Origin of the sequence: Streptomyces zhihengii, assembly GCF_016919245.1 — a bacterium.
GTDB lineage: Bacteria > Actinomycetota > Actinomycetes > Streptomycetales > Streptomycetaceae > Streptomyces > Streptomyces zhihengii.
The window spans coordinates 6,238,885-6,264,428 of the sequence record NZ_JAFEJA010000001.1 but is presented as its reverse complement, the minus strand read 5'-3'; the positions used below and the strand labels follow the sequence as shown (position 1 = coordinate 6,264,428).

Annotated in this window: 26 protein-coding genes and 1 pseudogene; 19 read left to right on the top strand and 8 right to left on the bottom strand. The window is 72.1% G+C overall.

From position 1 onward, the window contains the following. Positions 1–48 precede the first annotated feature (48 nt). Entirely contained in the window at positions 49–477 is a 429-nt protein-coding gene (locus JE024_RS26615) for a Rieske (2Fe-2S) protein (RefSeq protein ID WP_205376009.1), read from the bottom strand. Between the two features lie 226 nt (positions 478–703). Here JE024_RS26615 and JE024_RS26610 point away from each other — a divergent pair, with 226 nt between their 5' ends. Further along, positions 704–1,612: a carbohydrate kinase family protein gene (locus JE024_RS26610; RefSeq protein ID WP_205376008.1), complete on the top strand. Its 909-nt coding sequence runs from the start codon at positions 704–706 to the stop codon at positions 1,610–1,612. Positions 1,613–1,730: 118 nt separating this feature from the next. Here the strand turns inward: JE024_RS26610 and uvrA are convergent, their stop codons facing one another. Continuing rightward, positions 1,731–4,730, bottom strand: a complete 3,000-nt coding sequence (uvrA, locus tag JE024_RS26605; protein ID WP_205376007.1) for an excinuclease ABC subunit UvrA — start codon at positions 4,728–4,730, stop codon at positions 1,731–1,733. Positions 4,731–4,925: 195 nt separating this feature from the next. Between uvrA and JE024_RS26600 the strand changes: the two genes are divergently transcribed. Both JE024_RS26600 and JE024_RS26595 read left to right on the top strand, forming a co-directional pair. Next, on the top strand, positions 4,926–5,609 hold the full coding sequence (locus JE024_RS26600; protein ID WP_205376006.1) for a maleylpyruvate isomerase family mycothiol-dependent enzyme: 684 nt from the start codon (positions 4,926–4,928) through the stop codon (positions 5,607–5,609). 38 nt (positions 5,610–5,647) lie between these two features. Then, the gene (locus JE024_RS26595) at positions 5,648–6,301 is read left to right on the top strand and encodes an MBL fold metallo-hydrolase (RefSeq protein WP_205376005.1); all 654 of its coding nucleotides are present in this window, start codon (positions 5,648–5,650) and stop codon (positions 6,299–6,301) included. A 79-nt stretch (positions 6,302–6,380) separates the two neighbouring features. Here JE024_RS26595 and JE024_RS26590 read toward each other — a convergent pair whose 3' ends face one another. Both JE024_RS26590 and JE024_RS26585 read right to left on the bottom strand, forming a co-directional pair. Next, positions 6,381–6,815, bottom strand: a complete 435-nt coding sequence (locus tag JE024_RS26590) for a GIY-YIG nuclease family protein (protein WP_205376004.1) — start codon at positions 6,813–6,815, stop codon at positions 6,381–6,383. Between the two features lie 143 nt (positions 6,816–6,958). Beyond that, positions 6,959–7,684: a GntR family transcriptional regulator gene (locus tag JE024_RS26585; RefSeq protein ID WP_205376003.1), complete on the bottom strand. Its 726-nt coding sequence runs from the start codon at positions 7,682–7,684 to the stop codon at positions 6,959–6,961. Positions 7,685–8,059: 375 nt separating this feature from the next. Here JE024_RS26585 and JE024_RS26580 point away from each other — a divergent pair, with 375 nt between their 5' ends. The 15 genes from JE024_RS26580 to JE024_RS26510 all read left to right on the top strand — a co-directional run bounded on the left by JE024_RS26580 (position 8,060) and on the right by JE024_RS26510 (position 19,402). Beyond that, positions 8,060–8,395, top strand: a complete 336-nt coding sequence (locus JE024_RS26580) for a hypothetical protein (RefSeq protein ID WP_205376002.1) — start codon at positions 8,060–8,062, stop codon at positions 8,393–8,395. Further along, on the top strand, positions 8,392–8,661 hold the full coding sequence (locus tag JE024_RS26575) for a hypothetical protein (RefSeq protein WP_205376001.1): 270 nt from the start codon (positions 8,392–8,394) through the stop codon (positions 8,659–8,661). Before JE024_RS26580 ends, JE024_RS26575 begins: the two co-directional genes overlap by 4 nt. A 10-nt stretch (positions 8,662–8,671) precedes the next feature. After that, positions 8,672–9,067: a DUF3307 domain-containing protein gene (locus JE024_RS26570; RefSeq protein WP_205376000.1), complete on the top strand. Its 396-nt coding sequence runs from the start codon at positions 8,672–8,674 to the stop codon at positions 9,065–9,067. 75 nt (positions 9,068–9,142) lie between these two features. After that, positions 9,143–9,430 (top strand): hypothetical protein, encoded by a 288-nt coding sequence (locus tag JE024_RS26565; RefSeq protein WP_205375999.1) that lies wholly within the window; start codon positions 9,143–9,145, stop codon positions 9,428–9,430. Next, positions 9,430–9,633, top strand: coding sequence for a hypothetical protein (locus JE024_RS26560; RefSeq protein WP_205375998.1), 204 nt, complete (start codon positions 9,430–9,432; stop codon positions 9,631–9,633). The genes JE024_RS26565 and JE024_RS26560 overlap by 1 nt, the downstream gene beginning before the upstream one ends. A 13-nt stretch (positions 9,634–9,646) precedes the next feature. Beyond that, the gene (locus tag JE024_RS26555; RefSeq protein WP_205375997.1) at positions 9,647–10,798 is read left to right on the top strand and encodes a DUF2637 domain-containing protein; all 1,152 of its coding nucleotides are present in this window, start codon (positions 9,647–9,649) and stop codon (positions 10,796–10,798) included. A 125-nt stretch (positions 10,799–10,923) separates the two neighbouring features. Continuing rightward, entirely contained in the window at positions 10,924–13,095 is a 2,172-nt protein-coding gene (locus tag JE024_RS26550) for an FtsK/SpoIIIE domain-containing protein (RefSeq protein ID WP_205375996.1), read from the top strand. A gap of 226 nt (positions 13,096–13,321) precedes the next feature. Then, positions 13,322–13,798: a hypothetical protein gene (locus JE024_RS26545; protein WP_205375995.1), complete on the top strand. Its 477-nt coding sequence runs from the start codon at positions 13,322–13,324 to the stop codon at positions 13,796–13,798. A 7-nt stretch (positions 13,799–13,805) separates the two neighbouring features. Further along, positions 13,806–14,738 carry a DNA cytosine methyltransferase gene (locus JE024_RS26540; protein WP_205375994.1) on the top strand — a complete coding sequence of 311 codons (933 nt, stop codon included), beginning with the start codon at positions 13,806–13,808 and terminating at the stop codon, positions 14,736–14,738. Positions 14,739–14,893: 155 nt separating this feature from the next. Then, the gene (locus tag JE024_RS26535) at positions 14,894–15,160 is read left to right on the top strand and encodes a helix-turn-helix domain-containing protein (RefSeq protein ID WP_205375993.1); all 267 of its coding nucleotides are present in this window, start codon (positions 14,894–14,896) and stop codon (positions 15,158–15,160) included. Next, positions 15,160–15,333 carry a hypothetical protein gene (locus JE024_RS26530; protein ID WP_205375992.1) on the top strand — a complete coding sequence of 58 codons (174 nt, stop codon included), beginning with the start codon at positions 15,160–15,162 and terminating at the stop codon, positions 15,331–15,333. Before JE024_RS26535 ends, JE024_RS26530 begins: the two co-directional genes overlap by 1 nt. 147 nt (positions 15,334–15,480) lie before the next feature. After that, positions 15,481–15,885, top strand: coding sequence for a DUF2742 domain-containing protein (locus JE024_RS42665; protein WP_507232747.1), 405 nt, complete (start codon positions 15,481–15,483; stop codon positions 15,883–15,885). Further along, complete coding sequence (locus JE024_RS26520; RefSeq protein WP_205375991.1) at positions 15,885–17,540, top strand: DNA primase family protein; 1,656 nt, start codon at positions 15,885–15,887, stop codon at positions 17,538–17,540. Before JE024_RS42665 ends, JE024_RS26520 begins: the two co-directional genes overlap by 1 nt. A 676-nt stretch (positions 17,541–18,216) precedes the next feature. Next, entirely contained in the window at positions 18,217–18,585 is a 369-nt protein-coding gene (locus tag JE024_RS26515) for a hypothetical protein (RefSeq protein WP_205375990.1), read from the top strand. A 238-nt stretch (positions 18,586–18,823) separates the two neighbouring features. Next, positions 18,824–19,402: a recombinase family protein gene (locus tag JE024_RS26510; protein WP_205375989.1), complete on the top strand. Its 579-nt coding sequence runs from the start codon at positions 18,824–18,826 to the stop codon at positions 19,400–19,402. A 71-nt stretch (positions 19,403–19,473) separates the two neighbouring features. Here JE024_RS26510 and JE024_RS26505 read toward each other — a convergent pair whose 3' ends face one another. Beyond that, positions 19,474–21,018: a recombinase family protein gene (locus JE024_RS26505; RefSeq protein WP_372449844.1), complete on the bottom strand. Its 1,545-nt coding sequence runs from the start codon at positions 21,016–21,018 to the stop codon at positions 19,474–19,476. Positions 21,019–21,033: 15 nt separating this feature from the next. On the opposite strand from JE024_RS26505, the pseudogene JE024_RS26500 reads away from it, so the two are divergent. Next, a pseudogene (locus JE024_RS26500) lies at positions 21,034–21,222 on the top strand (MBL fold metallo-hydrolase); the annotation flags it as partial. Between the two features lie 35 nt (positions 21,223–21,257). Here the strand turns inward: JE024_RS26500 and JE024_RS26495 are convergent. The 3 genes from JE024_RS26495 to JE024_RS26485 form a co-directional block, all read right to left on the bottom strand. Continuing rightward, positions 21,258–21,932: an alpha/beta family hydrolase gene (locus JE024_RS26495; protein WP_244883228.1), complete on the bottom strand. Its 675-nt coding sequence runs from the start codon at positions 21,930–21,932 to the stop codon at positions 21,258–21,260. 239 nt (positions 21,933–22,171) lie between these two features. Continuing rightward, positions 22,172–23,191 (bottom strand): TerC family protein, encoded by a 1,020-nt coding sequence (locus tag JE024_RS26490; protein WP_205375985.1) that lies wholly within the window; start codon positions 23,189–23,191, stop codon positions 22,172–22,174. Positions 23,192–23,440: 249 nt separating this feature from the next. After that, a complete protein-coding gene (locus JE024_RS26485) occupies positions 23,441–25,384 on the bottom strand; it encodes a TerD family protein (protein ID WP_205375984.1) in 1,944 nt (647 codons plus the stop codon). Between the last annotated feature and the right edge of the window lie 160 nt (positions 25,385–25,544).

Below are 25,544 nucleotides of genomic sequence, written 5' to 3'. Positions count from 1 at the left end.
CGCGCCGGGGCGGGCGTGGGCCCCGGGGGCGGGGCGCTCGGGGTGGGCTCAGGCCTCCGGGCCGGCCACCAGCGTGCCGTTCTCCGCTCGGACGGGCACCTCGGGCAGGGGCACCGTCGCCGGGCCCTTCAGTGCCTTGCCGGTGGTGACGTCGAAGCGGCTGCCGTGGCAGGGGCAGTTGCCCTCGGTGCCCTCCACCTTGTCCAGGACGCACCCGGCGTGGGTGCACTGGGCGCTGAACGCCTTGTACTGGCCGACGGCCGGGCAGTGCACCACCAGGCGCTGCTCGCGGTAGAGCTTCGCCCCGCCCACCGGCACCGCGTCGGCGGCGCCGAGGTCGACGGGCGCGGTCGGCGTCGGGACCTCGGCGTGGCCCAGCTTGGAGTCCGTGGAGCAGGCGGCGGCGCCGAGCCCGGCGGCGCCGGCGAGGGCCGCGCCCTTCAGGACGGTACGGCGGGCGGTCGGGCGGCCGGGCATGGGGGACTCCACGGGTCGGTTCGTCGTGGCGCGACCGGGGCGGGAGCCGGGGGTACGCCGCGGGTGACACACCTCGGCGACCCGCACGACGTCCATGACCTGCGCGGCCCCTGCGGGCCGGGTGTCCGGGGACCTCGGTGACGTACCCGACGATACCGGCGGCCGGCCGGGGCCCCGGGGGCGGGCTCCCTGTCGGCCCGCCGGGCCATGGGTTACGTTCTGGCCCGTGATCGTCGTCGCCGGTGAAGCCCTGATCGACCTGGTCCCGCACGGGGCCGGGGCACCGCTGCCCGCGCTGCTGCCGCGGCCGGGCGGGGGGCCGTACAACACGGCGCTGGCCCTCGGCCGGCTCGGGGCGGACGTCGCCTTCTGCTCCCGGGTGTCGGACGACGGCTTCGGGGAGGCCCTGCTCGGCGGGCTGCGCGCCGCGGGGGTGGACGTCTCGCCGGTGCAGCGGGGGCCGGAGCCGACCACGCTGGCGGTCGCCGCGATCGGCGCGGACGGTTCGGCCGGCTACGGCTTCTACGCCGAGGGCACCGCGGACCGGCTGTTCACGCTGCCCGCCGCCCTGCCCGCCGGGGCGCGCGCCCTGGCGCTGGGCACCTGCTCGCTGGTGCTGGAGCCGGGGGCGAGCGCCTACGAGGCGCTGCTGCTGCGGGAGGCGGGGCGCGGGCTGTTCACCCTGCTCGACCCGAACATCAGGCCCGGTCTGATCCCGGACGCGGACGCCTACCGCGCGCGCTTCGCCGGCTGGCTCCCGCACGTCACGCTGCTGAAGCTGTCCGAGGACGACGCCGGCTGGCTGGGCGGCGTCCCCGGAGGCCCCGACGGGCCGGAGGCGGTGGTGCTGACGCGGGCGGGCGCGGGCCTGTCCGTACGGACCGCGTCGGGACGGGAGGTCTCGGTGCCCGCGGCCCCGGTGACCGTCGCCGACACCATCGGCGCGGGCGACACGGTGAACGCGGCGCTGCTGCACGCGCTGGCCGCGCGGGACGCCCTGTCCCCCGGGGCGCTGCGGAGCCTCGGACCGGACGCCTGGCACGACGTCCTCTCCTTCGCGGCCCGCGCCGCGGCCGTGACCTGCTCCCGCACGGGCGCCGAGCCCCCGTACGCCGCCGAGCTGCCCCCGCTCTGACCGGCCGGGCGCGACCGACGGTGTGCGGGGACGACGCGGGCCGGTCCCCGCCTGCGATGCGCGGGGAACGACGCGGGCCGGGCGCGGGGGCGTCTGCCCCCGCGCCCGGCCCGGACGCTCACGCCTTGCGCGGGCGCGGGGTGCGCCCCGCTGCCGCCGCCGTCTTCTTCGCGGCGGTGGTCTTGGCGGCCGTCGTCTTCGCCGCGGTCTTCTTGGCCGCCGTCTTCCGGGCCGGCTTGCGCGCCGCGGGCACCGGGGTCGCGTCGCTGATCCGCTCCGCGTCCAGGATCTCGCGGAGGAACTTGCCGGTGTGGCTGGCCGGGACGCCCGCGACCTGCTCCGGGGTGCCCTCGGCGATCACCAGACCGCCGCCGCTGCCGCCTTCGGGGCCCATGTCGACGACCCAGTCGGCGACCTTGATCACGTCGAGGTTGTGCTCGATCACGATGACCGAGTTCCCCTTGTCGACGAGCCCGGACAGCACCTTGATCAGCTTGCTGATGTCCTCGAAGTGCAGACCGGTGGTCGGCTCGTCCAGGACGTAGACCGTGCGGCCGGTGGAGCGCTTCTGGAGCTCGGACGCCAGCTTCACCCGCTGCGCCTCGCCGCCGGAGAGGGTGGGCGCCGACTGTCCGAGCCGGACGTATCCGAGGCCCACCTCGTTGAGCGTGCGCAGGTGGCGGGAGATCGTGGGGACCGCCTCGAAGAAGTCGAGCGCCTCCTCGATCGGCATGTCCAGCACCTCGGCGATGGACTTGCCCTTGTAGTGGACCTCCAGCGTCTCCCGGTTGTAGCGCGCCCCGTGGCAGACCTCGCAGGGGACGTACACGTCCGGCAGGAAGTTCATCTCGATCTTGATGGTGCCGTCGCCGGAGCAGTTCTCGCAGCGGCCGCCCTTGACGTTGAAGGAGAAGCGGCCGGGCAGGTAGCCCCGGACCTTGGCCTCCATCGTCTCCGCGAACAGCTTGCGGACATGGTCGAAGACACCGGTGTACGTCGCCGGGTTCGAGCGCGGGGTGCGGCCGATCGGCGACTGGTCGACGTGCACCACCTTGTCGACGAGGTCGTCGCCGTCGACCCGGGTGTGACGGCCCGGGACCGACTTCGCGCCGTTCAGCTCGCGGGCGAGGTGGGTGTAGAGGATGTCGTTGACCAGGGTCGACTTGCCGGAGCCGGAGACGCCGGTGACGGCCGTGAGCACGCCGAGCGGGAACGAGACGTCGATGTCCCGGAGGTTGTTCTCCCGGGCGCCGTGCACGGTGAGCCGGCGGCCCGGGTCGACCGGGCGCCGCACGTCGGGCGTGGGGATCGACCGCTTGCCGGACAGGTACTGCCCGGTCATCGACTCGGCGTTCTTCAGCAGCTCCTTCAGCGAACCGGAGTGCACGACCTTGCCGCCGTGCTCGCCGGCGCCGGGGCCGATGTCGACCACCCAGTCCGCGACCTTGATCGTGTCCTCGTCGTGCTCGACGACGATCAGGGTGTTGCCCATGTCGCGCAGCCTGACCAGGGTCTCGATCAGGCGGTGGTTGTCGCGCTGGTGGAGGCCGATGGAGGGCTCGTCCAGCACGTAGAGCACGCCGACGAGACCGGAGCCGATCTGGGTGGCGAGCCGGATGCGCTGGGCCTCGCCGCCGGAGAGGGTGCCGGCCGCGCGGTTGAGCGAGAGGTAGTCCAGGCCGACGTCGACGAGGAAGCGCAGCCGCTCGTTGACCTCCTTGAGGACCCGCTCGGCGATCTTCTTGTCACGGGCGCCGAGCTTGAGGCGGCCGAGGAAGTCGGCGCACTCGCTGATCGACATCGCCGCGACGTCGGCGATGGACTTCTCCATCACGGTGACGGCGAGCACGATCGGCTTGAGGCGGGTGCCCTCGCAGGTGGGGCACGGCACCTCGCGCATGTACCCCTCGAAGCGCTCCCTGCTGGAGTCGCTCTCCGCCTCGGAGTGCCGCCGCTTGACGAACTGCACGGCGCCCTCGAAGGCGGGGGTGGTCCAGGCGCGCTCGCGGCCGTAGCGGTTGCGGTAGCGGACCTCGAGCTGGGTCTTGTGGCCGTACAGCAGCGCCTTCTTGGCGCGGGCGGGCAGCCCGGCCCAGGGCATGTCGGTGGAGAAGCCGAGCGCCTGCGCGAGCCCGTTGATCAGGCGGCCGAAGTACTCCTTGGTGTGGCCGTGCGACCAGGGGTGGATGGCGCCCTCGTCGAGGGACTTGTCCTCGTCGGGGACGATCAGCTCCGGGTCGACCTCCATGCGGGTGCCGATGCCGGTGCAGTCGGGGCAGGCGCCGAAGGGCGAGTTGAAGGAGAAGGAGCGCGGCTCCAGCTCCTCGAAGGAGAGGTCGTCGTACGGGCAGTACAGGTGCTCCGAGTACATCCGCTCGCGCTCGGGGTCGTCCTCGGGGAGGTCGACGAAGTCGAGCACGACCATGCCGCCGGACAGGCCGAGGGCGGTCTCCACGGAGTCCGTCAGCCGGCGCTTGGCGCTGTCCTTCACGGTGAGACGGTCGATGACCACCTCGATGGTGTGCTTCTCCTGCTTCTTCAGGACCGGCGGCTCGGCGAGCTGGACGGTCTTCCCGTCCACCCGGGCACGGCTGTAGCCCTTGGTCTGGAGGTCGGAGAAGAGGTCGACGAACTCTCCCTTGCGCTCCCGCACCAGCGGGGAGAGCACCTGGAAGCGGCTGCCCTCCGGGAGGGCGAGCACCTTGTCGACGATGGCCTGCGGCGACTGCCGCGAGATCGGCCGGGAGCACTCGGGGCAGTGCGGCTTGCCGATGCGCGCGAAGAGCAGCCGGAGGTAGTCGTAGACCTCCGTGATGGTGCCGACCGTGGAGCGCGGGTTGCGCGAGGTGGACTTCTGGTCGATGGAGACGGCCGGGGAGAGGCCCTCGATGAAGTCGACGTCGGGCTTGTCCATCTGCCCGAGGAACTGCCGGGCGTAGGAGGAGAGCGACTCGACGTAGCGGCGCTGCCCCTCGGCGAAGATCGTGTCGAACGCGAGGGACGACTTGCCCGACCCCGAGAGCCCGGTGAAGACGATGAGGGAGTCGCGCGGGAGGTCGAGCGAGACGTTCTTCAGATTGTGCTCGCGCGCGCCACGGACGATGAGACGGTCGGCCACGCCGGTCCGCACCTTTCTAGAGAGAAGCGGGGGCACAGCCCCCGCCGCGGCTGATGCCTGCCTGTGGGGGGCCGCCAGAACGATGGATGCCTGACTTACAAGAATGCCTCCACCGAGCGTATAGCACGCGCATTCGATTTACGGACCTCTTCAGCCCGCTTCACCCGATCGTGTGGCGGAGCTATCGTCAGGCGCATGATCGATCACGCGCATGACCTGGCCTCTGTACGTGAGGCGACCGAGCGGCTGCTGAACGCAGCCGCCCACCTCGACAACGCGGCAGCGGCCGAGCCGTCACGGCTTCCCGGGTGGAGCCGGGGACACGTGCTGGCCCACATCTCCCGTAACGCCGACGCGCTCGTAAATGTTCTCCGGGGCCTGCCGATGTACGTGAGCGGTGACGCACGCGACGCCGACATCGCGCGCGACGCCCCCCGCCCGCTGCAAGCCCACCTCGCCGACCTGCGCGAGAGCGCCGCCCGCTTCGACGCCCAGGGCGCCGTCCCGGCCGACTGGGAGCGCACGGTCGAGCTGCGCAACGGGGTCACCGACCGGGCGGCGCGGGTGCCGTTCCGCCGGCTCGTCGAGGTCGAGCTGCACCACGTGGACCTGGCCGTCGGCTACGAGCTGGAGGACCTGCCGGAGGAGTTCACCGGGCGCGAGACCGACTTCCTCGCGCGGCGCTTCAGCGGCCTGGCGACCGTGCCCCCGACGCGGATCGTGACCGACGCGGGCGAGTGGACCACCGGCGGTGACACGGGTGCGCCGGTCACGGTGACGGGCACGCCCGCGGACGTCGTCGGCTGGCTCGCGGGCCGCCGCGACGGCACGGCCCTGCGCACGACGGGCGGCCCCCTGCCCGCCCTGCCGCCCCTCTGAGGGCCTGGGGGACGGGGTGCTTGGCTAGGCTGAGCGGTATGACATACAGCGGTGTGGTGAAGGTCGGCGGCCCGGCGGACGTGCACGAGCTCACGGACCTGATGATCTCCAAGGTCGCGGTCGGCCCGATGGACAACAACGCCTATCTGCTGCGCTGCCGGGCGACCGGCGAGCAGATCCTGATCGACGCCGCGGCCGAGCCCGCGACCCTGCTCGGCCTGATCGGCGACGACTCGGTCACCGCGGTCGTCACCACCCACCGGCACGGCGACCACTGGGGCGCGCTCGCCGAGGTCGTCGCCGCGACCGGGGCGCGCACCTACGCGGGCCGGGACGACGCCGAGGGCATCCCCGTCCCGACCGACGTACCGGTCGACGACGGGGACACCGTGCGGGTGGGACGCGTCGAGCTCACCGCCCGCCACCTGGTCGGGCACACGCCGGGCTCGATCGCGCTCGTCTACGACGACCCGCACGGCCATCCGCACGTCTTCACCGGCGACTGCCTCTTCCCCGGCGGTCCTGGACGGACAACACAGCCAGACGACTTCCGTTCCCTGATGGAGGGCCTGGAGACCAAGCTCTTCGCCACCCTGCCGGACGAGTCGTGGGTATACCCGGGACACGGCAAGGACACCACACTCGGCGACGAGCGCCCCCACCTCGGCGAGTGGTGGGCGCGAGGCTGGTAGCACCGCCCCGGCCTGCGCAGACACGACAGAGCCCCTGCCCGGCGATCCGGGCGGGGCTCTTTGTCGTGCTCGCGGACGGTCAGTCGTCACCCCACGGCGAGTCCAGGGAATACGTCCGAGAGCCGGGGAAGCGGTGCCTCCACCAGTCGGGGTCCCAGTCGTCCGAGCCGCTCGCCGCCGAAGGCAGACACCGTTGAGCCCCTACGGGAATCGACGCAGGCTCTCCCCCGTGGATGGCGCGTACAGCCTCTCGAACGATCGTCACGGGGTCACCGAGCTGCGCCAGGTTGAACCATTCCCCGTGCGTTCGGTATCGCTGGAACGCGGAGTGGAGCCGCGTCTCAAGCGACTGACCCCCGGGGGTGGTCCACAGAATCTCAAGCTGAGCTGGGGCCCCCGTCTGTAGGGACCTGATTCGCTCGGGGAGGTTCCGGGACACGCCGATCTTCACGGGGTCCATGCCCTTCAGTCCGAGCACGTAGACGACCGTCCCGCCCGGAGTAGGGTCGATCACGTCATTTCCTCTCACCAGGTTCTGACACGGACCCCGTCGCACACCACCGCGACGGGGTCTCTCACTGCCACAGCCCCGGTACCGCCATATGCGGTCCGGGGCTTTCTGCGTCGGCATGCTCGCGGACGGGCGGGCACGGGCGACTACTTGGCGGGGGTGATCGCGATCCGGGAACCGGGCGCATGGACGTCCTCCCAGTACGCGAGCGGGCCGCCCTCGTCGTGGTAGGTCACCCGCTCCACCAGCACCGCCACGGCCGCGTGCGGGGGCGCGTCGATCGCGAGGTCGTTCAGCTCGTTCTGTGAAGCCTGCCTGGCCCCGACGGTCCGCTGACCGGCCACGACCTCCCGGCCGGTCCGCTCGGTGTACAGGCCGCCGAAGAACCCGTTCATCTGGGCCTCCTCGGACAGCTCGGGCACCACGGCCGTGGTTCGCGGCGGGTAGACCGAAAGGCCGACACTGGTCGGCTTGCCGTCCCGCTCGAACACTCGGATCCGGATGACGCACTCGTCGCCGGGCTCCAGGTCCAACGCCTGGCAGACCTCGGGGTCGTCGATGGATCGACGCACGGTCCGGTGCCCGCTCGACACCTCGCCCCGCGCGTACTGCTGACCGTTGCGGCGGATCCGGTCGACCCGGCCGGCGCCCGTCACGGCCACGGGCGGGGTCGCCACGACGCTGCCCTTGCTCGGCTTGGTGACGATCAGACCCTCGGACCGGAGGACGTCGAACGCCCGGATCACGGTGGTCCGGTTGGCGTCGTGCTCCTCCGCGACGGCCGCATACGAGGGCATCGAGTCACCCGGGCTCAAGTCGCCGTTGACGATCGCATCCCTGTAGTGAGCTGCGATTTCCGCGTATCCGCTCATCCCTGCCTCCTGTGCTCGCTGGTCGCCCTGACGTTACGCGCGGACCAACCGGTCGTCAACCGGTTGACATCCGGTTGTCAACCGGTCTAGCTTCGTTCTCGTCGCCAACGGCACGGGGCCCAAAAGCCCCGGGCATCGCCGTGGGCGGAAGGGTCCCGGGACAGATCGGGGCGAGGGTGTCGAGCCGCCAGCGCGCAAGCGCTACCTGGGCAGGGCGGCCGGGACGGATCACCAGTCCAAGGCTTCGCGGGCGACTGCGGAGCACCGGTGATGGAGCCCCTCGGACCGCGATCACGGCGGTACGGCACGAAGCCACCGAGGGGCGCTGGGGCCGCCGAACGGCAGACGCCCCTCCGCTACCTGTGAGGAGCACCCATGAAACGCACTGCACACCGCGTGCTCGCCGACCGGCGGCGCACCAACCGGGCCGCCGCCAAGCTGCGGCGCCGGGGCGTGGCCACTGCGGCCGGCCACTGCATCGCCGCCGGGCTGCGCCCCTCGGACGCCCGGTCCATGGCGGCGAGCCTGCGCCGCAACGCGGTGAAGGCCGGGTGCGAGGGCCGGGCGGGCACGAGCCACGCGGGCCGCCGCCCGGCGAGGGCCTGCACCCGCTACACCCCCGCCGAGGTGGCCGTGGCCGCGAGCACCTACCGGCCGCGCCGTGACGACTTCCGCCGGGCGCGCGCCGCCTTGATGGCGGTTCCGGCGTGAGCACCATGCGTCGCCCGCTCGTCGTGACGGCGCAGTGGGAGCGGGCCGTGGCGGCCGCGGGCGGGCACTGCGCCTGCCCCGGCCGCTGCGGTGCCCGGCACTCCGGGGCCCGCAACTCCGAGCCGTGCCAGGGCTCGGGTCGCCTGTACGTGACCGCCGACGGGCGCGCGCTCTGCGTCGCCTGTTTCGACGCGGTCACCCGCACCGCGCGCAAGCTCGGCGCCGCCTCGGTGCCCGCCGAGGCGGGTGCGCTTTTCGATCTCTGAGGGGACCGTCGTGTTCGCGACCGTGTTCGTGTTGCTCTACCTCGGCCATCTCGCGGCCGACTACCCGTTCCAGACCGACCACCAGGCGGCGCACAAGGCGGACGCCGGGGCCGAGGGGTGGCGGGCGAACCTCGCTCACGCCGCGACCCACGTGGCCTCCTGCGGCATCGCCCTCGCGGTCGCCGTCACTGTGCTTGGCGCCACCATCTCCCTGCCGGTCGCGCTCGCCGCTCTGACGTGGATCGGCGGGACGCATGCCTTCATCGACCGCCGGTGGCCCGTCCGCTGGTGGATGACCCGCATGCGGCAGACGTCATGGGCCGAGCACGGCGGGGCCGCCCACGTCGACCAGACCGCCCACGTGCTCGCGCTCGGACTCGCCACCCTGGCTCTCGCCTCCGTCTGACCAGCGCCACCCGCACCACCCTCGGGCGCAGCGCACGGCTGCGCCCCTCTCACGCCCACCCGAGAGGACCCCGCCATGAAGGCGCCCAAACTCCGTATCCGCCCCGCCGTCGCGCTCCTGATCGTGCTCGTCGCATGGCTGCTGCTGACCGGCATCGCCCCGGCCGCCGCCGCCCCGGCCGCCCTGATCGTCCAGGGCGGCGCCACGATTCTGGGGACGATCCCCGGACCGGCCCTCCTGGTCCTGGTCCTGGTCCTCGGCTGGACGCTGAACCGGAAGTTCCCGCCGGCGGCCGTGCCCACCACCACCGCCCCGGCGCCGAAGCGGACCAAGCCCAAGCGCCCGGCCCCGCGTACCGCGTGATGGCGGGCGAGGTCTCCCGGCTCCTGCGCGAACTGCGCCGGGCCGGGGCGCACATCGAGCGGACCCCCGGCGGTCACTGGCGGGTCAGTCACCCGCAGGCGAACCGGCTGGTGTTCCTGGCCAGTACCCCTTCCGGCTCCCGCTGGAAGGCGAACCGGATGACCGAGCTACGGCATGCCGGCATCCCCGTGAACGAGTCCTGAGAGGACGGACGACATGAGCGACTATCGCGCAGAACGGCGGGCCGACCGGGCCGCCGACGCTGAACTGAAGCTGAAGGCGAAGATCGAGACCGAGCGGCTCCGGGCCGAGGAGCGCCGGAAGGACGCCGAGGCCGAGGACAAGCGGCGCCGGTCGCAGGACGCGGCCGATGCGAAGGAGCGCGCCGCGAAGAGGGCGGCGGCCCGTGCCCGCCGCTCGGCGCTGGTCGCGAAGGCCGCGTCCGAGGCGGCCACGCTGTTCGTCTTCTCGGTCATGGGCGCCGCGCTGGTCGCGTCGTACAGCTCGCAGCTCGGCTACTTCCGGGACCACGGCGCGAACACCCTGGAGGCGACCCTTGGGGCGTTCGCGATCGAGGCGGCCACGTGGGCGTTCACGGCGCTGGCCGCGAGGGCGGAGAGGGACCACCGGCCGACCGGGGCCCTGCGCGCAGGCGCGTTCACGCTGGCCGCGTTCGCGGGGGTGTTGAACTTCCTGCACTGGGGTGGCGTCCTCGGTGTCGCGTTCGGGGTGCTCGCCCCGCTCGCCGCGATCCTCTGGGACCGGCGGACGCACCCGAGCACCCGGACCCGTGAGGACCGGAAGCGCGACGGGGCCGCGAAGCGCCGGACGAGGGACCGGGAGAGCGCCCATAAGGCGGTCGCCAGCATCGCCCGCTCTCTCGTGCTCGCCGACTACGACGGGGCGCTGACCGAGTCGGAGGCGTGGCGCCGGGCGTGGCGGATCGAGCACGGCACGGACGTACTCGGCATGACGCCGGCACTGCGCGCCCGGTCGGTCGACTCGGGCCGTCGGTTCCGCGACGCGGGCGAGGACGGCGACGGGTTCTCGCCGGAGGCGCTGGCCGTGGACGCGCTCCTCTCGGACCTCTTCCCGGAGGGCGAGAGCGATGGCTCTCAGCGCCCCTCTGGCGGCCCCGCGAAGAAGCGTGGGCCCCTTGGGGGGATTGGGCTGTCGCGGCCCGGGAGGACGGCCCGGAAGGACGACGTGGAGCCTCTCGCGGGGGCCGACCTGGACGCGGCGCGGAAGCTCTACGACGCGGCTCCGGCCCGGTTCTCTACCCCGGCGGTCGCCAAGCTCCTCGGTCGCTCGAACCAGTACGCAAAGCGGATCCGCGACGCGGTGAAGGACGAGCGCGAGAGCCACTGACCCGCACCAGGCAGAGCGCCCCGCCCCCTCAGGACTAGTGAGGGGGCGGGGCGCCACGAACGTACACGACCAACTCGGGCCCGGCGGCCACCCCCGCCGGGCCCTTCCCATGGAGGGAACGAACGATGAGCACGCACGAGACCACCCCCGCGGGCGCCCCCGACCCCGAGTGGGACGCCCTGGTCGCCAACGCGTCCGTGTGGGGCGGCGACGGGTTCCGCCCGACCGCCGCCGCCACCGTGGCCGCCAACCCGCTCCCCGAGGTATCCGCCGACCCGGCGGGCACCACCCCGCTGACGCCCGCATGGGTGAAGAACGGCGCCGGGTGGAAGGGCCGGGGCCGCGTCGCCCGAGTCAACTCCGTTCACGGGTTCCGGCGCTGGGTGCGCCGCCAGGGCGGTGAGCACGGGCACGCGGCGCAGGTCTGGCGGGGGCTCGCCCGGACGACCCGGTGGGTCAAGGGCGTGGAGGGCGCTGACATCGACCGGTCCAAGCACGAGGCGCGTCGGGCGCAGGAGGCGTATCGGGCCGCCCGCCGGGCTCACGCCCACAAGCTGATCCCGGGTGACAAGAAGAACAAGCTGGCCAAGGTCATGGACGACGCGTCGAAGGACTCGGCCGCCGCCATGACCGCCCTGGCCAAGGTGCGCAAGGCGACGCGGGCTCGGCGGGCGTGGCGGGCGTCGGCGGTGGCCGCCCCGCTGGTCGCCGCCGAGGTCGGTTCGGTGCTCGCCCTCGGGGACGTCACGAACGGGTCCCTGGTGGCCTGCGCCGCCACGTCGTTCGTCCTGGCTCTGATCGGTCGGCGCACCGACGCGGGCGAGACGTGGACGTCCGACTCCGTGGCCCTCGGGGACGGCGGGAAGCTCACCGACGAGACGCTGAACGCGGCGTACCGGGACGCGGGGGTCCTGAAGGACGATCAGATCCTGAAGCTCCTGTCCCCCGTGGCGCTGACCCGGGACGGCGACGCGTACGAGGTGGTGTTCGACCTTCCCTCGGGGATGCCGACCGACAAGGCGCTGTCGGCCGTGAAGGGTCTCGCCTCCGCGATGGGCGTCTCGATCACGCAGGTACACCAGGGTCGCGGCGAGCGCGAGGGACGGATCCATCTCCGGGTGAACCTGCGCATCCCGTTCACCGGGAAGCCCTCCCCCGGGCCGCTCCTCACGGCGGGCCGCATGGACCTGTTCAAGCCCGTGCCGATGGGCGTCTCCATGCGGGGCAAGCCCATCGAGACCGATTGGGTGGAGCGCTCCGGTCTGTTCGGCGGCGAGCCCGGTGCGGGCAAGTCGGCGGCCGTGAACAACGTCCTTCTCGCGGCGGCGCTCGACCCGTACACGCGGCTGTACCTCGCGGACGGGAAGGCCGGGTTCGACCTCGTCCCGTTCGAGTCGATCGCGGAGATGATCGACACGGCGGGCGACCCGGAGGCGCTCCTCTCGATCCTGACCCACGTGTGGGAGATGGAGGTCCCCGCCCGCCGGGCGGCGCTGCGCGAGCACGGGGCCCGCAAGGTGTCCGCCGAGCTGGCCGTCAAGGATCGGCGACTCGCGCTCGCGATCCTCTTCGTGGACGAGTGGGCGTCCTACGTGGCCGGGGCGCCGGCGAAGCTGCGCGAGGAACTGAACCGCCTGTTCCAGCTCATCGTCTCGCAGGGCCGGGCGCTGGGTATCGCGTCTCTCGCGGCCACGCAGAAGCCCTCGTCCGACTCGGTGCCGACGTCGGTGCGAGACCTCCTCTCGGTCCGGTGGGCCATGCGGTGCATGACCCCGGAGGCGTCAGACACCATCCTCGGCAAGGGGTACGCGTCGGCCGGTCAGAACGCTCAGACGATCCTCAAGTCCCAGCGTGGTGTGGGGATCCTGATGTCCGGTGAGTCGGCGGAGCCGGAGCTGGTCCGGGGGTATTTCTACAAGGACGACGAGGTGGAGCAGATCATCGGGCGGGCGACCGAGCTGCGCGCCGAGGCGGGCACCATGCCGGGCATGGCTCCGCTCGGCGCCACCGCCGCCCCGGCGGCGCCCCGGCTCCTGGACCACCTGATCGCGGCCGTGACCGCAACGGGCCGGGGCGTGGCGACGAAGGGCGAGGTGCTCGCCTACCTCGCTGGTGTCGATCCGCAGTACGCCCCGGAGGACGGGGAGAGCGAGGCACAGTTCCGCTCGCGGGCGGGGAAGCTCCTCGCCGAGTGGCTGGACGCCGAGGGCCTGGAGGTGCCGACGCCGAAGGTCGACGGCCCCGACGGGAAGCGGTCGCTCGGGTACCGACTGGATGACCTGTCCGAGGTCCGTTAGATCACGGTTTGCACCTAGGACACCACCCAGGACGACCGAAAGAAACCGCAGGTCACGCCCTAGGACGCACCTAGGACGGACCCGCCCCGCACCTCGGCCAGACCTAGGACGTCGTCCGAGGTCCGGCCGAGGTCTGGCCGGGGTGCTGGCCGACGTACAAACCACCGCAGATCACCCGAGGGCCCGGCACTCCCGTCGGGCCCTCTCTCACGCCCTGGAGGGCATCGTGAACGACTCCGTGGACCTCTCCCCGGCCGAGCGCGACGCGTCGGCCTACCTCCTCGGGACGGCGGTCCCGACGTCGTATCGCGACGGCTCCCCGCCACAGCCGACCGGGGCGCTCCCCGTGGCGCAGCCGGGCCGGGCGCCGCAGTCGGCCCGCACGACCGAGCTGGCCACCGTGATGCTCGCTGCCGGCGGCGGCACGGCACTCGCCGGTGCGGGCATCTCCGCCGTGCTCCTCGCGCTCAGCACCGTGGACCCCGTGACCCTCGCCGTCGCGGCGGGCGCACCCTCGGTGTTCGCGCTCGCCCTCGGCGGACTCCTCCGGACCGCCGGACGCGCCGCGAAGGACGCGGGCACGGCCGTGACCACGGTGACCAACAACTACGCCGGGCCCGTCTCGCAGACGACCAACACGGCGACCAACACGAGCCGCACGGTGTTCGGCCGGGCCGCGAGCACGAGCAAGACGGGGCGGTGAAGGACCGATGCCCGACCTGTTCGCCGGCCCCGGCGGAATCGACTGTGCGGCCCGAGAGTTGGGCGTCAACCTGACCGGGTTCGAGTGGGACGCCGGTGCGGTCGCCACCCGCCGGGCCGCCGGGCTCCCCACGGTCCACGGCGATGTTCGCGACTACGGCCCCGAGGACGCGCCGGGCGAGGACGTCCTCGCGGGCGGCCCGCCGTGCCAGACCTTCAGCGTCACCGGGAACGGCGCCGGACGTCGGGTACTCACCACCGTGCTCGCCGCCGTCCGAGACGCGAGCGTACGAGGCAGGGTGGCCGCCGCGGGCGAGCTGGACGAGCGCACCTCCCTCGTCCTGGAACCGCTGCGTTGGGCCCTGGAGGCACACGGCGACGGGGCCCCGTACCGGGCGATCCTCCTGGAACAGGTGCCCACCGTGCTCCCCGTGTGGGAGGCGTACGCCGAAGTGCTCACCGGGCTCGGCTACAGCACGGCATACGGGGTGCTGAACACGGAGGAGTTCGGCGTGCCGCAGACACGCCGCCGGGCAGTGCTCCTGGCTCGCCTGGACGGCTCCGTGACGCTCCCCTCGCCGACGCACGACCGGCACCGTACGCACCCCGTGCTCGGGCGCCTGGCCACGCGGACCATGGGCGACGTCATGCCGCGCCGGGGCGAGTTCGAGGTGGTGTCCAACTACGGCACCGGCGGCGACCCGAGGAATCGGGGGCGTCGACACTCCTCCGAGCCCGCGTTCACGGTGACGGGGAAGATCTTCCGGAACCGCGTGGTGGGCCTGGACGGGGTGGAGCAGTCCCGGTTCACGCCCGGCGAGGCGGGGACCCTCCAGTCCTTCCCCGGCGACTGGCCATGGTCTGGGAAGGACATCGGGCAGCAGATCGGCAACGCGTGCCCGCCGGCCCTCGCGGGGCCGCTCCTCGGGGCGCTGGTCTGAGCCGCCCCCCGTTTTACCTAGGTGATTTCACGCGTTCTCACAGCTCACGGCCCTGCACTCAAGTTACGGCCGTTTCTAGTGGAACTGATCACTTATGGCCGGTCAGGGCGAGTTCATCGCCGCCGAGTTCGGCACCAATCCACCAGGGGGAACCCATGCCCGACGTCACGCCCATGCGCGCCGCCCGGCTCGCGGCCGGCCTCTCCGCCGCCGAGGTCAGTCGCCGGATCGGCCTGCACTCCACGGCGATCACGCTGTACAAAACCGGCCGTTCCACCCCGTCTGTCAGCGTGCTGCACAACTACGCCAAGGCGGTCGGCATGACCACCCTCGCCGACGCGCTCGCCCCGCTCGTCGCCACCTTCCCCCGCAACGGGCGGACGGCGAAGAACGACACCGCCCAGAAGCGGGGTGCCGCCTGATGGACGGCTGGCACACCCCGAGCCCCGGGCAGTCCACGGACGACTTCATTGCCGCGTTCGTCGCCGCTCGCCCCCCGCTCACCGGGGGCGAGATCACCGAGCTGCGGGCCCTCTTCAGGACGGTGACCGTCGCCCCGCCGGTGGATGAGGACACGGTCTCGCAGGCCGCCTAGACCAGCCCCTCCACAGCCGAACAGCCCCGGCGCCGAACTCGGCGACCGGGGCTGTGGTGGTGAAAGACGAAAGCCCCGGCGGGAACCGGGGCTTTTCGTAGACCAAGCCGTTCACAGCGGCTAGATCAGTTACTCGACGGAGCCAGAATGCCCGGTTACCTGAGTGATCGCAAGTCAAGCCCAGAGGCGCGTGTCAGTGCGCACGCCCTGACGGAACTGTGGGCTGGCGCCCGTATCGCATGGACGGACGAAGACCTCCCGACGTACGGGACGCCTGAGTGGGCCGCCCTCGGCCCGGACGACCCTCGCCGACTCGCGAGCGCGCTGCACGCGGCGGAGATGTGGCGACGATTCGGCGACGAGGAGGGTCTCGTACAGATGCTCGCCGACGTCTCCCGGGTCCACACCTTCGCGAAGGAGACGCCCGCCCCGTACCGCCCGCGCCCGGCGCACGCGCTGCGCGCGACTCCGGGGTGGCCGCCGATCGCGGTGCCCGGACGGCCCGGGGTCTACCTGACCGCCGAGCGCGACGAGATGCGGTGGGCCGCCTGATGACCGTCATGGACGAGGCGCCTCAGGCGTGCGCCACCTGCGGCGAGCCCGCGCCGTTCCACCTTCCGGGCAGCGGGCACGAGTTCACCCCGGCCGAGGTGTCGGCGCCGGTCGCGATCCTTCCGAACGATGACGACTCCCTGGACACCCTCACGGCGTGGATGGCGTCCCGGGACGGCGACGACCTCGGCCCGTATCTCCCGTCACCCGTGTACCCCTCCCGGGTCGCGACGAGAATCGCGATCGAGCACTCCCGGAATGCCGTGACCACGCTGGTCTACCGGCTCGGGCAGTACTGGGAGTGGACGGGCGCGCACTGGGAGGCGGTGTCGGACGACGACATGCGGGCTCGGCTGTACGAGCGCACCGAGGATGCGCTGTACCTGCGTCCGGCCAAGGACGCTGAGGTGGGCCGGCCAGACATCGTGCGCACCGCGAAGGGTGAGGTGTTAGTCCCCGTGGCGTGGACGCCCAACCGCAGCCGGATCGCCGACCTGAACGAGGCCCTTCAGGCGAAGGTCAAGGAGAGCGACCGGGGCGACGCGCCCATGTGGCGGCGCGGGCACCCGAGCGAGGTGCCGGCGCGCACGTACCTCCCCTGCGCGAACGGGCTGTTGAACCTGGAGACGCGGGAGATGCGTCCGTGCACGCCCAAGCTGTTCAACCTGCATTCGGTGCCGTACGACTACGTGGTGGACGCACGCGAGCCGACCGTGTGGCTCGGGTTCCTGGCCAGCGTCTGGGGTGACGACCCCGATTCCATTGCCCTGATCCAGGAGTGGTTCGGCTACGTCCTGTCGGGACGTACCGACCTTCAGAAGATGCTCGTACTCCTCGGTCCGCCCCGGTCCGGCAAGGGACTCATGATGCGGATCCTCACCGCGATGATCGGCGCGGCGGCCACGGCCGGCCCGACCATGGGGGCGTTCGCGTCCAACTTCGGCATGTCGCAGCTCATCGGCAAGTCGCTCGCGGTCATCGCCGACGCTCGCGTGCCCACTCGCGACAAGGATCAGATCCTCGAAAAGCTCCTCATGATCACGGGTGAGGACACGGTCCAGGTCGACGTGAAGCACAAGGATCCGTGGAACGGGCGCCTGCCGGTCCGGCTCGCGATCCTGTCCAACAACATCCCGACGTTTGCCGACGAGTCAGGTGCGCTCGCCGCCCGCATGCTGGTGGCGACCACGACTCAGAGCTTCCAGGGCGCCGAGGACCGCACGATCGAGCCCCGCATCCTCGCCAGCGAACTCCCGGGGGTGCTCCGGTGGGCCTTGGAGGGATACGACCGGCTCGTAGCCAACGGGCTGCGGTTCACGGCGCCCGGTTCCGCGCAGAACGCATGGGACCTGTACCGGGCCAAGGCGCAGCCGGTGCGCGCGTTCATCGAGGAGCGCTGCATTCTCAGCCCGGAGTCACGCATCCTGAAGGCTGATCTTTTCAGGGCGTGGCAGGCGTGGTGCACCGACGAGGTCGGCCGCGACAAGGTGGGTACCGAGCCGACGTTCGCTCAGGATCTCTACGCCGCGTACCCAGGGATCGTCGCCAAGAGGATGCGCGACGGAGGGAAACAGCAGCAGTACTACGTAGGCGTACACCTTGACCCTACGGCCGCGCCGGCCCCGGACCCCGACGCGTGGTCATCCACCGGCTAGCAGTCACCCGGAAGCCCCCTGCCGATGCGGCAGGGGGCTTTCTTGCGTTCCGGGCAGGCATCGGCCGCTATGCAGGGGCCGTGCAGGGGTACCCTGCACAGCGTTTCCGCAGTTCAGGAGGCATCTAGGGCCCCGCTGTGCAGGGTGTGCAGGGCAAATCTCCATTGCAGCCCTTAGGAGCCACTAGACATCCCCTCATCTCTTATAGCGCGTAGTTTCTTCGAAATGCCTTGCACGCCCTGCACAGCGGAGTCGGAACCCCTTCTGGCATGGGGCGATAGAGATCATTTCCGTGCACCCTCCCCCTGCACACCCCCTGCACAGCCCCCTGCACAGCCCTGCACATCCACTTGGTTCCGCCCTCGTCGCCGTGGCGGCCCGTGGTGGGGAGCCGCAGAGAGAGGGTCGACGCTGACACCGGTGCCACACGTCGCCCGCTGCGCCCCATTCCCGCCCCCATGGCAATCCCCGGACCCCGAGGGGCCGTACGGACGGAGAGCGGGTCGTGGGGCCCCGCCACGGCCACCCCGGGGGGCCGACGCCCCGGGGTGGCCGTGGCCGCCCTCGGTTCTCGTGACCGCCCCGGAGCCTCGCCCCTGCCGTTCCCTTTCGCCGGACACAGCCCCCCGCTTCCGGGATCATGGGGCATCCGGCCGGCCCGTCCGAAGGAGTACGCATGCCCGCCATCACGCAGTCAGACCTCGACCAGCTCATGACCGCCCACCCCACGCTCACTTCCGAGGGGTACGGTCGCTCCACGCTCGTCCCTGCCGACAAAGAGCCTGACCTTCGCGCCGACCTGGCCTCCGATTTGACCTCTGTCCAGCAGGCCGCTGACTGGATCGGCGAACTGGGTTGGACCAGTGCCACATCCGACGACTCTCCGTCCAGCTACCACCTGAAGCACGTGATGGAGGAGGCGACGGGGCGGTACGTGACGAACGGGGCGCTCATCGCGGCGGCGCTCCTGGTGGGCGTCCCGGTGAAGCTCGACGGCCTGAACCCGCCCATCGGCGTCAGTCCGCAGTCTCTGCGTACCGCCTGAGACTGCGACAGGCGTAGCTGCCTGCGACACCAGAGCCCCGCCAGCCATCGTGCTGGCGGGGCTCTGGTGCAAGTGTGGTGGTCAACTCCCTTGCAGTGGAACCCGATTGGGGCTCCGTCCGTAAACGATCGTTTGCGAGACGCTCCCGCGCTGGACGATGACTCCAGGGTTTTCGCGTCTCACAACCCGTGTCCGAATCAATGTATCGCTAACCCCCGTTTTTGATAGAGTAGTTGGCATGAGGATCGGCTACGGACGCGTGTCCACCACGGATCAGAACCTTGACGTGCAGCGCGCCGCCCTGGAAGCGGCTGGCTGCGAGGAGATCTACCTCGACAAGATCAGCGGCAAGCTGACGAACCGCCCCGAGCTGGACAAGGTCATGACCCGGCTGCGCGCCGGGGACACCCTCGTGATCACGAAGCTTGACCGGCTCGGGCGCTCCCTGAAGCACCTGTTGGAGGTGTCCGCCGAGCTGGAGGCGCGCGCCGTGGACCTCGTCGTCCTGGATCAGGGCTTGGACACCTCCACCCCGGTGGGGCGGTTCATGTTCCAAATCCTCGGAGCCGTTGCCGAGTTCGAGCGCAGCTTGAACGTGGAGCGGACCATGGACGGGCTCGCCTCCGCTCGGGCCAAGGGGAAGGTGGGCGGCCGGAAGAACGCGCTCACCCCGGCGCAGGTCCGGCATGCCCGGTTCATGCGCGACGAGCGGGACGAGGATGGTCGGCCTCGGCACACCGTCCAGGAGATCGCCGACGAACTGGGGGTCGGACGCGCCACGATCTACCGGGCGCTCGATCCGGACCGGGTCGGTTGACCGACGAGCACGGCGAAGCGCCCCTCTCCCGATTGCGGGAGAGGGGCGCTCTCGTCTGCATGGCCGCCCATTTACCCGAGGGTCTCTTGTCGCGTCCCCGGCCAACCATCCGTGCGCGCCCACCGCAGGGCGATGGTGGACTCATCGAATCCCGGACCCCGACGGGATACCCGATCGACGCGGACACGGAGTCCGAGCCCGTCGAGCACCCGCCGCTTCTGCGCCACCCCCAGCGCCTCCCACGAATCGGCCGCCCGCTCGCCTACGAGACCGTCGAACGCGTCCAGGTCGAATGAGGGGCGCAGTCGGCGCGCCTCGCTCTGCGCCTCGGTGATCTGACCCGCCAGTGTGCTCGTGATGCGGAGGAGTTGTTCACGCGTGATGAGCCCCGCTGCGTAGTCGTCGGCCGCCGTAGCCTGCCTCGCCTTCAGCCCCTCGGCCCGCTCCAGGGCCGTTAGGGCCGCCGTGCTGTCGCCCCGGAAGACGTCGGCCGCGTCCGGCCGGGACAGCACTCCGACCACGACACGGCCCACGTACCGATCCAGGGCCTCCACATTCCTGCCTACACACCCGGCTCCGTCGCAGACGTACGTGGGCTGCTTCTTCCCCCGCTTCGCGTTCCCCCGCGTCGCCACCCGGAGGACCGCCCCACACGGCCCGCAGGTGGCGACTTCGCCCCAGGTAAGGAGGTACTTTCGCGCCCCCGGGAGTTCGCGCACCACGGCGCGTCCGGCGAACATGTTCCGGAGCTGGGCATGCTGCTCGTCCGTGATCAGTGCCGGCCATGCCGCCTTGTACTCCACGCCCTGGTGAACGCGGATACCGACGTTGGCGGGCCGCAGCGCGAGCTTCTTCACGCTGGTCTTGTTCCAGAGTGAACCGTCGTCGGTCTGCCCGACGGCGCGCCGCTTCAGGACGCGGCCTGCCCCGGGGCTCGGGACGCCCCGGGCATTCAGGTCGGCGGTGACCCCGAGAAGCGACTCCCCCGCGAGGAGCCGGGTCACGATGTCGCGCACCACGGCCGCTTGCTCCGGGTCCTCCACGTCGTGGAATCCGTCGACCTGACCCCGAGCGTCGTACTCGTACTGACGCCTCCACCCGTACGCCACGGCACCGTTGGCGCGCCCCTCCTGTGCCCGCTCCAGGGCCGCACGAGCGACGCGCTCGCTCTTCACCTCGGACTCGGCGGTGTCCGACTCTCCGAGGTTGGCGAGCTGCGAGCGATCCGACGCCTTCGCCATGTTGAACAGGCCTCCGGTCTCGAAGGCGACCCAGCACCCCGCGTGCCGCAGATCTTCGATCGCCTGCGCCCGTTCGACGCGGCGACGCCAGACGCGCGACGGGTGATAACCCGCGACGACGACGCGGACGCCGGGCTCGCGGGCGACCCCGATGGCAGCGGCCATGAACCGGTCGTACTCGGGCCGCTCCTCTCCCGAGTGGGCCGAGACGTCGTTCTCGATGTACTCGCCGCCGACCTCCCAACCGTTCTCCTCGGCGAACCCGCGCAAGTCGGCCATCTGCCGGTTGACGCCTCGCCGGCGGTCGCGGGGATCCTCGGAGATCCGGGCGTAGAGGAGGACGACCGTACGGCGAGGGAGCGTCTTGGTGTTCACGGTAGAGAACCCTACGGATTCCCGGGCGGCGTGGGCAACACCCACGACGACCCGGCGGCCTTCGCCTCGCTGCTGGACGGCGTCGAGGAGAAGCTCTTCGGCGCGCTGCCCGACGAGACCTGGGTCTACCCGGGCCACGGCCGGGACACCACGCTCGGCGCGGAGCGCCCCCAGCTCCCCGAGTGGCGCAGCCGCGGCTGGTAGGCCGCCCGCACGGCAGGCGCCCCGCGGCGCCCGGGTCAGGCCCGGTCGAGCGCGGTGGCGTCCACGGGTCCGGCGTCGCCGGCTCCGGTGAAGGCACGGACCACCCCGGGCGGCAGGGGGCCGAGACCGAGCAGGCCCGTCACCAGGCGGGCGGTGAGCGCGTGCCAGGCGGTCGCCCCGCGGAGCATCGCGTGGTCGCCGCCCGGCATCCGCAGGGCGCAGGTCCTGGCACCGGCGGCGCGGGCGCGGCGGGCCACGCTCCAGGAGCCCCGTGGGTCCGTCACCCGGTCGCGGTCGCCGTGGACGAGCACGACGTCGGTACCGGCGAGATGGTCCACGGGCTCGTCCTCGGGGCACCAGGGGGCCAGGGCGACCACCCCCCGCACCAGGGGATCCGCCGCGGCGCTCAGCGCGGCCCGGCCGCCCATCGAGTGGCCGACGAGGACGACGGGGACGCTTCCGCAGACGGCGGCCAGTTCGCCGAGCGCGCGCGAGGCGTCCCGGGCGGCGTCGGCCCGCTCCCCGTTCCAGCCGCGGTGGACGTAGCGGACGCGGCCCACGGCGATGTCCCGGCCCGCCGTCGCCCGGGTGATCGCGGCCGTGAAGGGCCGCATCCGGGCGCCGGCCAGGCTCAGGGCGGACGGCGGGGCGAGCCCGTCGGCGCGGCCCCCGTGGAGCACCAGCACGGCCGCCGCCGGGCGGTCCGGCATGCGGTCGAGCACAAGGGCGGGCGGTGCGGTGTGCGGCTGCGGGCGTACGGCGATGACGGTCACGTCCCTCGGTGCGGCCGGCCCCTTGCCACGGGGCCGGCGATGCGGTCCTGTCACGGTATTCGCAGCCGCGGCCGCCGCGGATCGGTCCGCGCACGGCGAAGGCCCCGGCCGGGGGGCGTGACGCTCTCGCGTCCGCTCCCGGCCGGGGCCTCAGGTCGTTGCCCGCCGGTGGCCGGTCAGGCCTCGACGCTGTCCTTGTCCTTGCCCGAGTCGTCCGCCGGGCCCGCGGCGGCGGCCTCGGCCGCCTCCCTCTCCGACTGCTTCTTGGACGCGATCAGGCTGGTGATCGTCGTGATGATCAGCACACCGCAGATGACGGCCAGGGAGAACGGGATGGAGATCTCCGGCACGTGCACGCCGCTCTCGTGCAGCGCGTGCAGCACGAGTTTGACGCCGATGAAGCCGAGGATCACCGAGAGGCCGTAGCTGAGGTGGACCAGCTTCTTGAGCAGACCGCCGATGAGGAAGTAGAGCTGGCGCAGACCCATCAGGGCGAAGGCGTTCGCCGTGAACACGATGTACGGGTCCTGGGTGAGGCCGAAGATCGCGGGGATCGAGTCGAGCGCGAAGAGCACGTCGGTGGTGCCGATGGCGAGCATGACCACCATCAGCGGGGTCATCACGCGCTTGCCGTTGACCTTGATGAAGAGCTTGGTGCCGTGGTACTTGTCCGCGACGCCGAACTTCTTCTCGACCGACTTGAGGAGCCTGTTCTCCTCGAACTCCTCCTCCTCGTCGTCGGCACGCGCCTCCTGGATGAGCTTCCAGGCCGTGTAGATCAGGAACGCGCCGAAGATGTAGAAGACCCAGGAGAAGCTGGCGATGATCGCGGCACCGGCCGCGATGAAGATCGCGCGGAGCACCAGGGCGATCAGCACACCGATGAGCAGCACCCGCTGCTGGAGGTGGGACGGCACCGCGAACTTCGCCATGATCAGGACGAAGACGAAGAGGTTGTCCACACTCAAGGACTTCTCGGTGATGAAGCCCGCGAAGAACTCGCCCGATGCCTGGCTCTCGCCCGCGACGAGAAGTCCGATGCCGAAGAGCACGGCGAGGACGACCCAGACGATGGTCCAGATTCCGGCTTCCTTGATCGACACGTCATGGGGCTTGCGCCCGATGAAGAAGTCGACGGCGATCAGGGCGCTGAGACCGAGAATGGTCAGCACCCAGAGAGTCATTGAAACGTCCACTGCGCCTCCGGCGTCGTACGGCTACTGATCAGCGTCGTCGCTGCCGGAGGTCTCCTCCACCCGGGCGGCGTCCCACCGCACCACGGGCCGGCGCCCCGGGACCTCTCTTTCGGTCCGTATTGACGGGCACGCCGCAAGTCGGGAGTACTCCCCTCCGCTCAAGGAACAGTACAGGGAGGACCAAGAAAAGGTAAAGCCGAGACCAAAGGCGCTGCCCGGATATCGAACAGCGCCTGTCGAAAGGCCAGGTCAGCGACCCCAGGAGCGCCGGGCGGCGGCAACCTGTTCGAGAACCTGCCGCAGGATCGCGCTGCCCGGCGGAACGGTCGCCGGTTCGTACGTCCAGGCGTGCCGCACCCAGGGGTCGGCCAGATGGTCGTCGGGGACGGGAGTGATCCTCAGGAGTGAACGCCACAGCGGGTCCAGCACCGGGCCGTAGGCGCTGGCGTCCTCACGGTCCGCGACCATCAGCAGATGGACGCCGACGGCGGGGCCCTCGTCGGCCAGGTAGCGGAGCTGGGTGACGGCGCGGTCGTCGAAACCGTGCGGGAAGTCGTTGACGATCAGCAGCTGCTCGGCGCGGTCGAGGTCCGGCGGCAGGGCGTCGGCGGCGCCGCCGCGCATGGCCATGGAGACCAGGTCGACGCGCTCGGTGAGCCGGGAGAGCACGCTGTGCACGCCCTGGGCGCCGGGGGCCGGGGGCGTGGCCAGCACACCGGTCTCGACGAGCGGCGCGAGGGGGCCGGCGGCCGAGCCCGCCGGGTCGATCACATGGACGGTGAACTCCCCCGGCGGGTAGACCGCGATCAGCCGGGCCGCGAGGGCCACCGCCGTGTCGGCGGCCTGCCTGCGCAGCGCGCCCTCGTCCATGGCGAGCGCGGCGTCCGAGCTGGACCGGCCGCTGTCGACCCACAGGCCCCGCTCCAGCGGCAGGCGCACCAGCAGCGGGATCCGCAGCTCGGGGCTCTCGGGCAGGTGGATGTCGCCGATCCGCAGCGCCATGGGGATCTCCATGGGCACCCGGTAGGCGTGCCAGACCGGGTTGTCCCAGCGGGCGTAGGAGGCGGGCAGCGCGGGCTCCACGACCTCGGACTCCGCGGTGAGCTGCGCCAGGTCGCGGTCGAGCACCTGGCGCGCCTGGTCGCGGAGCTGCTCGAACTTGGCACGGGCGGCGGCACGGGCCGCGTCCCCGCCGCTGCCGATCCGGCTGCGGGGGTCGGAGAGGACCTGGTCGAGCTCCTTGTCCATCCGGGACTCGGCGAACTCCACCGCGCTGCGGTAGGCGGCCACGGCGCGGGCGAGGTCCTCGAACATCCCCCAGACCTGGTTGTAGAGGCGCTCGTCCATGGACCAGCCGGTGGCGTCGCCGGCCACGGGGCCCGCGGGGCGGCCCGGCTCGCCGGCGGGCGCGGCCACCGGCGGGGGCGGGGCAGCGGGCCTGCGGCGCGGGTGGGAGTAGTTGATCGGCCCCGCGGGCACCTGGGGCCCGTCGGGGACCGGGGTCTGCGGGGGGCCGACGGGCGCCGAGGGGCCGTCGGGGATCGTGCGGCCGCCGGCCAGGGCGGCGTCCGGCGCGGGGCTCTGGTCCGGTCCCGGTGCGGCGGGGACGCCGCCGTCGGTGCGGGTGGACAGCCGGGCGGGCTCGGTGCGCGGCACGGCGGGCGCGACGACGGCGCGGACCGCGTCGGCGATCTCCCGGGCCCGGGCCACGCCCTGGTCGGCCAGCAGGTCGCCGAGGCCGCCCGCGTAGCCCTGGCCGACGGCGCGGACCTTCCAGGCGCCCTGCCGCCGGTACACCTCCAGGGCGACGACGGCGGTCTCGCTCTCCAGCCCGGTGACGGTGAAGCTGGCGATCTCCTCGCCGCTGTCCGCGACGACGGCGACGAACGGCGCGGCCGTGGCGCCGAAGCGCTCCGGCGGGCCCGCCAGCGCGAGCAGCACGCTGATCTGGTGGGCCTCTGCGGGGACGGCGTCCAGGTCGAGCCGGAAACGGGGGGCGCTCTCGGCACCCGGGGGAACCTCGACACCGGGCAGCACCGGTGCGCCGGGGCGGGCGATCCACTCCTCGCGGGCGGTGCCGCGGTCGTCCACGAAGGTGGCACAGGCCACGACCGGGTGTCCGGCCGACACCCGTATGTCCAGTCGGGTGTGGGGCAAGGGGTGGTTCTGCCCCCGGACCAGCTCGGCCGTCATCGCTCTCTTTCCCCTCGGTCCTGTGCTGTGCGGTGCTGGTGGTGTCGCTGGTGATGCGGTGGTGCCGTGCGCGCCCGAATCGGTGCAGCTCCCGGGGGCTGCGCCTCCGGGAGCTGCGGTCCGCCGGGTGCGGGACCGGCCGTGGCCGGTCCCGCACCCG